General features: G+C 74.7%; 2 protein-coding genes (both only partly in view). Both read left to right on the top strand.

The window, feature by feature from the left end; all coding sequences use genetic code 11:
* Nucleotides 1-6375: the 3' end of an amino acid adenylation domain-containing protein gene (locus tag ACF1FZ_RS11810; protein ID WP_391773208.1), read on the top strand. It extends 15675 nt beyond the left edge of the window; 6375 of the gene's 22050 nt are visible here — the last part of the coding sequence; its start codon lies beyond the left edge, outside the window; its stop codon occupies nucleotides 6373-6375.
* On the top strand, nucleotides 6375-13853 hold the 5' portion of the coding sequence (locus ACF1FZ_RS11805; protein WP_391773207.1) for an SDR family NAD(P)-dependent oxidoreductase. It continues 6627 nt past the right edge of the window; the window shows 7479 of its 14106 coding nt (coding positions 1-7479); the start codon lies at nucleotides 6375-6377; the stop codon falls past the right edge of the window. The genes ACF1FZ_RS11810 and ACF1FZ_RS11805 overlap by 1 nt, the downstream gene beginning before the upstream one ends.

Genomic DNA, 13853 nt, shown 5'->3' with positions numbered 1-13853 from the left:
CGGTACCTGGAGGCCCACGGCACCGGCACCGTCATCGGCGACCCCGTCGAGGTGAATGCGGTGTCCGAGGCGTTCCGGCGGCACACACGTGCCACCGGCTTCTGCGGCATCGGATCGGTGAAGGCCAACCTGGGCCACCTCGACGCGGCGGCGGGCCTCGCGGGCCTCGTCAAGACCGCCCTCGTCCTGAGCCACCGCACGGTGCCGCCGACCATCAACCACGAGGCGCCCAACCCGCAGATCGACTTCGCGAACTCCCCGTTCCACGTGGTGGACCGGCTCACCCCGCTGCCGCCGTCGGACGAGCCGCTGCGCGCCGCCGTCAGCTCCTTCGGCATCGGCGGGACGAACGTCCACGCCGTCCTCGAAGAGGCCCCGCCGCGCGAGGGCCCCGGCGCGGACCTGCCCGGCCCCCACCTCGTACCCCTGTCCGCGCGGACTCCCGGCGCCCTGCGGCACTACGCACGTGACCTGGCCCGGTACCTCACCGACGAGGGGGAGACGGCGGGCCTCGCCGATGTCGCCTTCACCTTCCAGGTGGGCCGCACAGCCATGGCGTGCCGGGCGGCGTTCGTGGCCGGGACGGTGGCTGAACTCGTCGCCGCCCTCGAGGACTTCGCGGAGCGCACACAGGTGCCCGCGCAGCTGCCCGGCGCCCTCGGCGTCCTGGACGACGAGGACCGGCGAGCCCTGCTGGACCAGTGGATCGCCGAGCGCAGGCTCGACAAGGCGGCCCGCCTCTGGGAGGCGGGCGAGCCCGTCGACTGGCGGCGGCTGTACGCGGACGGGCCGCGCCCGCGCCGGCTGAGCCTGCCCGCCTACCCGTTCGAAGGACAGCACTTCTGGCTGCGCGCCGAGCACCCGGCCCCGGCGGAGGACACCGCCGTCGCCCCCCACCTGTTCGAGGAGCGGTGGGTGGCGCGCGACGCCGAGGCGGTCGCGGACGCCGGCGCCCGGCGCGTGGTCGTGGTCCTCCTGTCCGACCGCGCGGCCCAGGACGCCTACCGGGCCGCGGCGCTGCGGCACGCACCGGGCACCCTCCTGGTGTTCATCGCCGAGGCCGGCACCCCGGAGCCGGCCTCGGCCGAACTGCCGGGTCACCGCGTCGACCCCGCCGACGAGCGTGCCCTGGCGCGGGTGCTCGCCGCCGTCGCCGAAGCCCACGGTCCCGTCGACGCCCTCCACCACCTGTGGCCCACGGAGCGCGCGGGCGGCAGGCCGCCACTGCGCGAACTGGCCGATGTCGGCGTGCTTGTGCGGGCCCTCGCCGCCACCGGCGGAGCCGTCCCCGACGTCCTCGTCGCGGGCCACTTCGACGACGCCGTGGAGGAGGCCGCCCTCGACGCCCTGATCGGCTACGAGCGCTCCCTGGCCGGACCGCTGCCCGGCACCGCGCTGCGCGTCGTGCTGCACGAGGGCGCCGCGCCCGCGAGCCGCTGGGCGGAACTGCTCCTGACCGAGCAGCACCAGGAGCAGAAGACCGCTGCCCTGTACCGGGGCGGACAGCGGCACGTCTGCGAGGTGCGGAGCCTGCCCGACGCCACCGCGCACGGGCAGGGCGCCCTGCGCGAGGGCGGCACGTACTTGATCACCGGTGCCTTCGGCGGTCTCGGCCGTCGCGTCGCGGAGTACCTGGCCCGCGTCTACCGCGCGAACCTCGTCCTGCTCGGCCGCTCGCCCCTGAGCCCCGCCGGCGAGGCCTGGGCCGCGGGGCTCGGCGAGCACGGCGGCGCGGTCGTCTGCCGCCGTGCCGACGTCACCGACGAGGAGGCCCTCGTCGAGGCGCTCGGCACACTGCCGTCCGGACTGCACGCCATCGACGGTGTCGTGCACGCCGCGGGCACGGCACAGCGGCTCGCCGTGACGGACTCCACCCGCGACGCGGCGCAGCGCGTCCTCGCCGCGAAGGTGCACGGAACCCTCGCCGTCGAACGGGCCCTCGCCCGCACCCGGGCCGGGCGCTCCACGGAGTTCATCTGTCTCTTCTCGTCCAGCTCCGCCACCCTCGGCGACTTCGGCAGCTGCGACTACGCGGTCGCCAACCGCTTCCAGTCGGCGTACGCGCGCGCCCTCGCCGAGCGCGGCGAGCGACGGCTGCTCGCCGTCGCCTGGCCGCTGTGGGAGGACGGCGGCATGGGTGCCGCCGCCCAGCGCGAGGCCGACCACGACCATGTCACCGCGTACTTGGCGGCCAGCGGCCAGCGGCCCCTCGCCACCGGCACCGCGCTCGCCCTCCTCGAACGGCTCCTCGCGGAGCGGTCCGGCACGGCCGCGCCCCTGGTGCTGCACGCGCCCGCCGAGCAGGCCCGGGCCCTGGCCGAACGGGCCGTCGCGCCCGCGGCCCGCCGACGGCCGCTGACGGCCGTCGCACCGGACCCGGGTCCCGCACCGGCCCCCGCGCGCGAGCCGGCCGTGGCGCACGACCGGCGTCGCGCCGCCCTGGCCGACGTGGTGCGTGAGGTCGCCGCACACGTCCTGAAGTCCCCCGTGGACCAGCTCGACGACGACAGCGGCTTCCAGGACCTGGGCCTGGACTCCATCCGTCTCACCCAGCTCGCCCACCGGCTCGCCGAACGCCTCGGCACGCCGCTCCAGCCGACCGTCCTGTACGACCACCCGTCCGTACGGCGCCTGACCGACCACCTGACCGGCCGGCTGGGGGACCAGCTGCCCGAGTCCGTCGTGGCCCCGGCAGTTTTGGTGGCCCCGCAGCCCGCGCCCGAAGTCACCGGCACTGCCTCCGCCCCCGCCCCCGCCGCCGTCGCCGTCATCGGCATGAGCGGCATCTTCCCCGGCTGCCGCGACGTGGACGCCTTCTGGGCCGCGCTCGCCGAGGGCAAGGACCTGGTGCGCGAGCTGCCGCCCGCCCGCTTCGGCGCGGCGCCGGCACGGGACGAGGGGGCTCCGGAGCCCTACCGGTGGATGGGCAGCATCGACTGGGCGGACGAATTCGACGCCGCCTTCTTCGAGATCGCACCCAAGGAGGCGCGGGCGCTCGACCCGCGCCAGCGGCACCTCCTCCAGGAATGCTGGAAGGCGCTGGAGGACGCCGCTCTCGGCGCGCAGGAGCTGGAGGGCCTCAAGGTCGGCGTGTTCGTCGGCGTCGAGCAGGGCGACTACCGGCTCCTCGACCGATCGGGCGGCAACCTCACCTCGAACCACGACGGCGTCCTCGCCGCGCGCCTGTCGTACTTCCTCGACCTGAAGGGGCCCGTCCTCGCGGTCAACACCTCCTGCTCGTCGGGGCTGGCGGCACTGCACCAGGCGCGCGCGAGCCTGCTCCAGGGGGAGTGCGACATCGCCGTCGTCGCGGCGGCGAACTTCGTCCTGACCCCGCAGGCCCTCGCCGCCATGAGCGACGCGGGCATGCTGTCGGCCACAGGCAGGTGCGCCACGTTCGGCCAGGACGCCGACGGCATGGTCCCCGGCGAGGCGGTCACGGCCCTGGTGCTGCGCCCGCTGGCGGACGCGGAGAGCGCGGGCGACCCCGTGCACAGTGTGATCACGGCCAGCGGCCTCAACTACGACGGCCGGACGAACGGCATCACCGCGCCCTCGGGCGACGCCCAGCGCGAGCTCCTGGAGTCCGTGTACGAGCGGGGCGGTATCGACCCGGCGGACATCGGCTACATCGTCACCCACGGCACCGGCACGAAGCTCGGCGACCCCGTCGAGGTGGGCGCGCTCCGCGCGGCCTTCGCCCGGCACACGGACGAGCGCGGGTTCTGCGCCCTCACCTCGACCAAGCCCAATGTCGGCCACACCTTCGCGGCCTCCGGCCTGGTCGGCCTGGTCTGTCTGTCCGAGGCGCTGCGCCACCGCGCCATCCCGCCGAGCCTGCACTGCGAGCGTGACAACGAGTACATCGACTGGAGCACGAGCCCCTTCTACGTCAACAAGACGACGAAGGAGTGGCCCGCACCCCGGCACGGCCACCGCACCGGCGCGGTCAGCGCGTTCGGCATGAGCGGCACCAACGCCCACGTGGTCGTGCGGGAGTACACGGGCCGGCCGGCCACCGCCACCCCGGCTCAGCCCGCCCACCTCCTCCCCGTCTCAGCCAAGACGGACACGGCTCTGGAGGGGATTGTCGACGCCCTGCTCGACCGGATCGCGAGCGGCGCCCTGACGGACGCCGACCTGCCCCGGCTCAGCGCCACGCTCCTCACCGGACGTCACCACTTCCGGCACCGGTGTGTCCTGGTGGTGAGCTCCCTCGACGAGGCCGCCGCTCTCTGGCGCACCTGGCGCCGCGCGCGGGCCGCCGCGGCCGACGCGTGCTTCGAAGGCGTCGTGCCGCGCGGCTTCACCGCGCGGGCGCAGGACGTCGACCGGCTCCGGAGCGCGGCCGGCAGGGCCCGGGACGCCGCGCTCGATCCGGCCGCGCGGCGGGCGGCCCTCGTCGAGGTCGCGCAGGGCTACGTCGCGGGCCACACCGTCCCGGCCACCGTGGCCCGGCCCGACGGCCGCCGTGTCACGCGCCTGCGGCTGCCCGCGTACCCGTTCGCGCGGAACCGCTACTGGGTGCGTGCCGAGCAGCAGGCCCCGGCTCCGGCCCCCGCCGTCGTGACCGCGGCGGAACAGGGTCCGGCCCCCGCCGTCCCGGCGGGGCCGCGCAAACCCGTCGTCCTGCGGGACCTGGCGGACGTACCGCACCGGATCGGTACCCCGGACACACCCGCCGCCGTGAGGCCGCAGGTGTCCCTGGTGCCCCTGCCCCCTGCGCCCGCCCGCCCGGACGTGGAGCCCGCCACCGCGGCTGTGCGCCCGGTCACCCGCGACCACGACGTCCTGGAGGACCTCAAGGCGGCGGCCGACCTCGACTTCGGCGGGATGGTCGCCACCCTGAACCGCACCGGTGTGATGGTCGAGCGGCTGATCCCGTACTCCGAGGAATTCGCGCAGTACGCGGGGGACAGCGACGGCGAGGCCCTGGACCTGGGCTGCGCGTACGGCGTGGCGAGCATCGCCGCGCTCGAACGCGGGGCACGGGTCGTGGCGCTCGACATGGAGCAGAAGCACCTGGACATCCTCGGACAGCGCGTCAACGACGAGGCCAGGCAGCGTCTGTCGCTGCGCCAGGGCATGCTGCCCGACGTCGACTTCGAGGCCGGACGTTTCACGGCCGTGCACGCCGGCCGCGTGATGCACTTCCTCGCCCCGGACGACTTCCGGCTCACGTTGCGCAAGATGTACGACTGGCTGGTGCCGGGCGGCAAGGTCTTCCTCAGCTCGGACTCGCCGTACTTCGGCTACTGGGCGTCCAAGGCCGCCGACTACGAGGCGCGAAGGAACGCCGGTGACCCGTGGCCCGGCTACATCGACGACGTCGCCGCGCACTTCGACGCCGCCCATGTCGCCGGTGGTCCGCCGCTGATCAACACCATCGACCCCGAGGTGTTCCGCAGGGAGTGCGAGGCCGCCGGTTTCGTCGTGGAGCGGGCCGGGTTCTTCGGCACCGTGGGCGTGGACCGGGAGTCGTACGGCGCGCCCGCCCCCGACATGGAGCACGCCGGAGTCATCGCCCGCAAGCCGGACGGCACGGCCCCGGCGGCCACCGCGACGGCCGTCTCCGCCGACGGCAACCGCATCCGCTACCGGGTGCGCGGCCACGGGCCGACGGCCCTCGTCCTCATCCACGGCCTCGGCTGCGACGCGTCGTACTGGGACCGGCAACTGGAGCACTTCGCGGACCGCTACACCGTGGTCGCTCCCGACCTCGCCGGGCACGGCGGATCGGGGAGGTCACGGCAGAGGTGGACCGTCGAGGCGTTCGCCGAGGACGTCGTGGCCGTCGTCGGCCAGGAGGGCCTCGACGACGTGATCCTCGTCGGCCACTCCCTCGGCGGACCCGTGATGCTGGCCGCCGAACGGCTCCTGGGCGGCCGGGTCCGCGGCCTGGTCGGCGTGGACACGCTGCACGACTTCGAGCCCAAGGCGCTGTCGGCCGAGCAGCTCGACCGGTTCGTGCGCACGTTCAGCGAGCAGCCGATGGAGGCGCGGGAGCTGTTCCTCGACGGGGCGCCCGACGACCTCGTCGCCCTGGTAGCGCGTACCCGCGAGGAGACCGGAGCGGCCGTGGTGTCCGCCGCCTTCCGCGAGATGCTCACTTATCTGCAGGACGTGCCCAAGCACTTCGACGTACCGGTCGTACTGATCAACTCGACGTCCTGGATGCCGACGAACCTGACCGCCGCGCGCCGCTACGGCGTCGAGGTGGAACTGGTCGACGGCGTCGGGCACTTCGCGATGCTCGAAGCGCCTCTCACCTTCAACGCGGCGCTGCGGCGCCGTCTGGAGCAGATCGCCCCGGCCGGTGCCGCAGGTCAGGACGGCAGCGGGCCCGGAGCCGCGGCGGAAGGGGCCGATTCCTGATGCAGGCGTCACGTACTAAAATCCACCCGAGAAGCGACCTGCACCGGTACCTGCGCGACACGCTGGCCGTCGTCCTTGGAACCGAAGTGGCTCCGAGCCGTGACGACGCGTCCCTCGTGGAGCTGGGTCTCGATTCGCTCAGCTGCGTCCAGTGGCTGCACGAGGTCAACCGAACCCTCGGGCTTTCCCTCACCGTGACCCAGGTCTGCGGTCACCCCACGTTCCGTACGTTGTCCGCCCTGATCGAGGGCGCCATGGGAGAACAGATGAGTGCCACACCCCCTGGGTCCTCGGCGGCCCGCGGCATGTCCGCGCCGCGGCGCCCGGACATCGCCGTGTACCTCCGCGAGAGCCTCGCGTCGGAACTGGAGCTCGTCGCGTCGGACATCGACGACGAGGCGCCCTTCGCGGAGCTGGGCCTCGACTCGATCTCCGGCGTCACCTGGACCCGGAAGCTGAACACGCACTTCCAGCTGTCGCTCTCCGCGACCCAGGTCTACAGCCATCCCACGGTCGACGAACTCGCGGGTCACCTCGCCGGGCTGCTCGCTGACGGGGAAGAGACGGTCCCGGCCCCCGCCGAGGCCACGCCCGGGACCGGGCCCGAGCCCGGTGCGCCCGCCTCCGTGCCCCCGGCATCCGCGCACGCCGCGGAGTCCGCACTCGCCGCCTGGCTGCGGGCCAGCCTCGCCGGGGAGCTGGAACTCACCGCGTCCGAACTGGACGACGAGGCGCCCTTCGTGGAGCTGGGCCTCGACTCGATCTCCGGCGTCACCTGGACCCGGTCCCTCAACACACGGTTGCGGCTCTCACTGTCCGCCACCACGGTCTACGGGCATCCGACGATCAGCGACCTGGCACGGTATCTGACGCAGGAGCACGGTGCCGTGGCCCCGGGCGCGGGGGCGGACGCACAGCCCGAGGCCGCCGCGGCGCCGTGGCCCGGGTCCGCCGCCGAGCCGGAGCCGACCGTGGCCGCGGAGCCCGGGCCCACCGCCGGCGCCGGGCCCGAGCCGCAGCCCGTCACCCAGGCGTCCCCGGAGCCCGCCCCCGCGGCCGGGCCCGAGCGCGCCCCCGGCCTTGTGGACATCGCCGTCATCGGCATGTCCGGCGCGTTCCCCCGCGCGGAGAACACCGAGGCGTTCTGGCGGAACATCCTCGAAGGCCGCGACTGCATATCCGAGGTGCCGCCCTCACGCTGGCCCGTGGAGAAGTTCTACGACGAGCGGTCCGGAGTGCCCGGAAAGTCCTCCAGCAAGTGGATGGGCGTCCTGGAGCACGCGGACCGCTTCGACCCGCTCTTCTTCTCCGTCTCACCCGGCGAGGCCGCCGCCATGGACCCGCAGCAGCGCGTCCTGCTCCAGGAGAGCTGGCGCTGCGTCGAAGAGGCGGGCTACAACCCCGACGACCTCTCCGGCACCCGGTGCGGCGTCTTCGTCGGCTGCTCCGTGAACGGCTACGGCGCCACCGCCGACGCGGCCGGGCTGAGCGCACACCAGAACCTCGGCACCAACAGCGCCATCCTCGCCAGCCGCATCTCCTACACGCTGAACCTCAAGGGCCCCTGCCTCTCCATCGACACCTCGTGCTCGTCGTCGCTCGTGGCCATCGCCCAGGCCTGCGACAGCCTCTGCCTCGGTGACAGCGACACCGCGCTCGCGGGCGGCGTCTGGGTCATTCCGGGCCCCGGCGTGCACGTGGCGATGAGCCAGCTGCGGGCCCTGTCGCCCGACGGCCGCTGCTACGCCTTCGACGAGCGTGCCAACGGCTTCGTACCGGCCGAGGGCGTGGGCGTCCTGCTCCTGAAACGGCTCGCGGACGCACAGGCGGACGGCGACCGGATCCACGCCGTCATCAAGGGCTGGGGCGTGAACCAGGACGGCAGGTCCAACGGCATCACCGCCCCCAGCGCGGACGCGCAGGCCCGGCTCCAGAAGCACGTGTACGACAAGTTCGGCATCGACCCCGGTGACATCGAGCTCGTCGAGGCGCACGGCACCGGCACCGCCCTCGGCGACCCCGTCGAGATCGACGGGCTCGTCGGGAGTTTCACCGCGCGCACCGACCGCCGCGGCCACTGTGCCGTCGGCTCGGTGAAGAGCAACATCGGCCACACCGCGTGTGCCGCGGGAGTGGCCGGCGTCCTCAAGGCCGCCCTCGCCCTGGAGCACGCGACGCTGCCGCCGACCGCCCAGCACGAGCGCCTCAACCAGCACATCGACCTGGTCGGCACGCCCTTCTACATCAACACCCGGGCGCGCGAGTGGCGGCGTGCGGACCGGCCGCGCCTGGCCGCCGTCAGCTCCTTCGGTTACAGCGGCACGAACGCCCACGTCGTCCTGGCCGAGGCCCCCGGCACCGAGGCGGCCCCGGTGGCCGGACACGCCGACGGCTCCCGCCTGATCGCGCTGTCCGCCCGGACGGCCGGACAGCTCCAGGACCGGGCACGGCAGCTCGCCGCCCACCTCGACGCGCACCCCGGTCTGAGCCTGCGCGACGTCAGCCACACCCTGGGACGGGGCCGCAAGCACTTCCGCCATCGCCTCGCGTTCGTCGTGGACACCACGGCGGAGGCCGTATCGCGGCTGCGCGCCTGGCTGGAGAACGGCAGTGAGCCGTCCGCGTGCACCGGTGACCACAAGCCCCGGCGCGCGGCGCGGCCGGATGTGCGAGCGGCCCGGGAACTGACGGACCCGGACCGGCTGCGGACGCTCGCCGAGGAGTACGCCCAGGGCGCGGCCGTCGCGTTCGAGCTGCTCTTCGCGCCGGACCGGAGCCCGGCCCGGCTCTCCCTGCCCACGTACCCGTTCGCCCAGGACTCCTACTGGCTGTCCGGCGAAGCACCCGCGGAGGGCGCCGACGTGCCGGGAGCCGCGGGCGACCTGCTGGCCCTGGAGCCGTGCTGGAGGCCCCTGCCCGCCCCGGCCGCCGCCTCCGGCGCCGAGGCGGCCGACCGGGTCGTGTGGCTCGTCGGTCCCGGCGCCGGTCCGGCGGCGGGCGCCCTGCGCACCCGGCTGCCCCGCACCGTGGTGCTGCACACGACCGACGTGGCCGCGGACCGTCCGCTGGACGCCGCGTACGCCCATCTGACCTCGGACGTACTGGGCGAGCTGCGCACCCGGATCGCCGCCGGAGACGTGCCGGACGGCGGTCTCGCACAGATCGTCGTCCTGGGGCACGGTGCCCCGGCCGCCCGGGTGCTGACCGCAGTGGCCGGGCTGCTGCGCACGGCCGCGCTCGAGCACCCGTGGCTGCGGACCCAGCTCCTGGAACACCTCGACCCCTTCGACACCGCCGACGACCGGTCCGCGGACGTGCTCGCCGAAGCCGTCGAGGCGGGCGCCCGTGCCCACACCGAGCAGCACATCCGGCAGCAGGGCGGCCTGCGGTACGCCAGGCGGCTCACGGAGGCCGAGGCGCGGCCCGCGCACGGGGGCGCCGCGTCGCCGTGGCGCGACGGCGGCGTGTACCTGATCACCGGAGGCACCGGCGGGCTCGGCCTCCACGTCGCCGGTGAGCTGTCCCGCACCCTGCACACCGGCACGGTCGTCCTCGTGGGACGCTCCGCCGCCGAGGCCGCGCGGCCCCGCCTGGCCGCCCTCGCCCCGTCGGGCGTCACCGTGGAGTACCGGCAGGCGGACGTCACCGACCGGGGGGCCGTCGACGCGCTCGTCGCGGATGTCGTCTCCCACCACGGCGCGCTGCACGGCGTCCTCCACTGCGCCGGAGTGCTCCGCGACGGCTACCTCGCCACCAAGCTCGACGGCGACCTGGCCGCAGTCCTGGCACCCAAGACCACCGGCCTGGTGAACCTCGACGAGGCCACCGCGGACCTGCCCCTCGACCACCTGGTCGTCTTCTCCTCCACGGCGGCCGTGCTCGGCAGCGCGGGCCAGGGCGACTACGCGGCGGCCAACGCGTTCCTCGACACCTACGTCGAGTACCGGGCCGAGCTCGCCGCACGCGGCCTCAGGTCCGGCCGTGCCGTGTCCGTCGGCTGGCCGTTGTGGGCCGACGGCGGCATGCGCCTCGACGACGTGGCCCTGGAACGGCTGCGCGGGATCGGCGTGACGCCCCTGCCCACCGGAGACGGACTGCGGGCCCTGACCGCCGCCGTCGCGGGCGGCGCCCGGCACACGCTCCTGCTCTGCGGCGACCGCGAACGGCTGCTCGGCCGCCTGGCCGCACAGATCACCGCGGAGCAGCAGCCGGTACGGCTGTCCGCCCCGGCCGCTGAGGCACCCGCCGCCGCAGCGCGCCCGAGCCGCCAGGAGTGGCAGCGCACGCTGGCCGCCGCGGTGTCCGAGCAGCTCAAGGTGCCTGCCGAGGAGATCGACGGGGACGGTGAGTTCGGCGAGTACGGCTTCGACTCCATCAGCCTGACCGAGCTCGCGCAGCGGCTGAACGACACCCACGGGCTGAGCCTGGCGCCCACCGTCTTCTTCGAGCACACCACCGTGGGCGCGCTCGCCGCCCACATCGCCGAGCACGCGCCCGCGGCGTCCGCGGGCCCCACGGCGCGACCCGCCCCCGTGCCGGTCGCGGAGCCGGCACGGGCTGTGCGGCCCGCACCGGTCGCCGCACCGGGTCTGGACGAGATGCGGCAGGCCGTGATCGACGAGGTGTCCGGGCAGCTGAAGGTGCCTGCCGAGGAGATCGACGGGGACGGTGAGTTCGGCGAGTACGGCTTCGACTCCATCAGCCTGACCGAGCTCGCGAGCCGTCTCGGCGAGCGGTTCGGCCTGCTCCTGGCACCGACGGTGTTCTTCGAGCACCGGACGGTGGACAGCGTGGCGGCACACCTCGCGAAGACGGCACCGGAGCTGACGGCCCCCGTCGCGGAGGCCCCCTCCGAGGGCGAACCGTCCGAGGCGGGCCCCTCCGACGAGCCCGTGGCCGGCCGGTCCTGCGCCGGCGCACCCGGTGCCGCCGAGCCCATCGCCGTCATCGGCATGAGCGGCAGCTTCCCGCAGGCGCCCGACCTGTCCGCCTTCTGGGACAACCTGTACGCGGGCAAGGACTGCATCACGGAGATCCCCGGGGACCGCTGGGACTGGCGTGCCCTGGAGGAGGACCCGGAGACCCCGCGCGGCAAGAAGCCCGTGCGCTGGGGCGGGTTCCTCGACGGTGTCGACCGGTTCGACCCCTTGTTCTTCGGCATCTCGCCCCGCGAGGCGCGCACCATGGACCCGCAGCAGCGGCTGCTGCTCACCCATGCCTGGCAGGCACTCGAAGACGCCGGCCAGGCGCCCTCCGGCCTGGCCGGAAGCGACACCGCCGTCCTGATCGGCACCGCGCCGAGCGGTTACGGCAGCCTCGTCAAGGGCGAGCGGGCGGGCGAGGACGGGTACGCCGCGACCGGCGTCTCCGGCTCCGTGGGTCCCAACCGCGTCAGCTACCTGCTCGACCTGCACGGGCCCAGCGAGCCGGTGGAGACGGCCTGTTCGAGCTCCCTCGTCGCGCTGCACCGTGGTGTCGAGCTGCTGCGCTCCGGCCGCAGCGGCCTCGCGGTCGTCGGCGGCGTCAACACCATTGTCAGCCCCGACCTGCACATCGGCTACAGCCGCGCGGGCATGCTGTGCGAGGACGGCCGCTGCAAGACGTTCTCCGCGCGGGCCGACGGATACGTGCGCGGTGAGGGCGTCGGCGTCCTGGTCCTGAAGCCGCTGCGACACGCCAGGCGCGACGGCGACCGGATCCTCGGCGTCATCCGTGGCAGCGCCGTCAATCACGGAGGCCGCGCCCACTCCCTCACCGCGCCCAACCCGCGCGCTCAGGCCGACCTCCTCAAGAGCGCCTACCGCGACGCGGGTGTCGACCCGCGCACCGTCACCTACATCGAGGCGCACGGCACCGGCACCGAACTCGGCGACCCCGTCGAGCTGAACGGCCTCAAGAGCGCCTTCGGCGAGCTGTACGCGGAGACGGAGGGCGCGCCGGGCCACCTCGACGCCCCGGCCCGCTGCGGCCTCGGCTCGGTCAAGAGCAACATCGGGCACCTGGAGCTGGCCGCAGGCGTGGCCGGAGTCATCAAGGTGCTGCTCCAGATGCGCCACGCCACCCTGGTCGAGAGCCTGCACTGCGCGGACCTCAACCCGTATCTGGACTTCGCGGACAGCCCGTTCGAAGTCGTCCGCGAGCGGCAGCCGTGGCAGCGGCCGCGCGACGCCGAGGGCCGGGCGCTGCCGCGCCGGGCGGGCGTCAGCTCCTTCGGCTTCGGCGGCGTCAACGCGCACGTCGTCATCGAGGAGCACATCGAGGAGCGCGCCGGCCACGGCCCGGCCGGGGACGGACAGGAGCGGCACCACCGCACCGAGGGACACGGGGGACACGCGGCCATGGGATCGCACGCCGACGCGCACAGGGGCACCGGGCCCACGGCCGGGGCATCCGCACCGTCCGTGGCGCTGATCCCGCTGTCCGCGCGCACGGAGGAGCAGCTCGTCGCGCGTGCCCACGCGCTGCGAGACCACCTGAGGGACGGGTACGAGGGACGCCTCGCCGACCTCGCGTTCACGCTCCAGGTGGGCCGCGACGCGATGGAGGAGCGACTCGCGACCCGGGTCACCTCGCTCACCGACCTGGAGCACCGGCTGACCACGTTCGTGGCGGACCCGCAGGCCCACGAGGGCTGGCACCGCGGCAGGGCGCCCCGCGGGACGAGCACCACGCCCGGGACCGGACCGGCCCGCGACCGCCACCTCGCGGCGGGGGAGTACGACGAAGCCCTCACCCGGTGGGTGGCCGGCCACCCCCTCGACTGGCAGAACCTGTACGGGCCGGGGAGCCGGCCCGTGCGGACCGGCCTGCCGACGTACCCGTTCGCCGAGGAGAGCTACTGGGCGGGACGCGGCACCGCGCCCACCGGCGAGCGGCCGGACAGCACGCCCCGCGCGCACCCGATGCTGCACCGGCCCGTGCCCTGCGCCCCCGGCACGGGCGGCACCGTGACGGCGTACCGCACCGTTTTCGACGGCACAGAGCCTTTCCTGCGGGACCATCAGGTGCGCGGCCTGCGCGTCCTGCCGGGCGCCGCGCACCTGGAGATGGCCCGTGCGGCCGTCGCCCGCACCACAGGGGCGGCGGATCGCGTCCGGCTGAGCGACGTGGTGTGGCTGCGGCCCGCCACCTGCGCCACGGGCGACCGCCTCGAGGTGCTCCTCGACCTGGAGCCGGCGGGCACGGACACGTACGCGTACACGCTTCACACCGTCGGCCCCGACGGCGAGCGGACGCTGTCCAGCCAGGGTCGCGCGCACCTGGCCGACGCGCCCGCCCGGCGTCCCGCGCTCCCGCTCGCGGACCTGCGCGCCGCCTGCGCCGGGACCGCCTTCACCGCCGCCGACCTCTACGACCGGTACGACCGCGTGGGCATGGAGTACGGCCCGGCGCAGCGCTCCCTGACGACGCTGGCCGTCGGCACCGACCCCGCGGGCCGCCCCCAGGCACTCGCCGAACTGCGCCTGCCCGGAGCGGCG

Origin of the sequence: Streptomyces sp. NPDC014623, from assembly GCF_043088245.1 — a bacterium.
In the GTDB taxonomy this organism is placed as follows: Bacteria; Actinomycetota; Actinomycetes; order Streptomycetales; family Streptomycetaceae; genus Streptomyces.
This window is presented reverse-complemented; position numbering and strand designations above follow the sequence as displayed.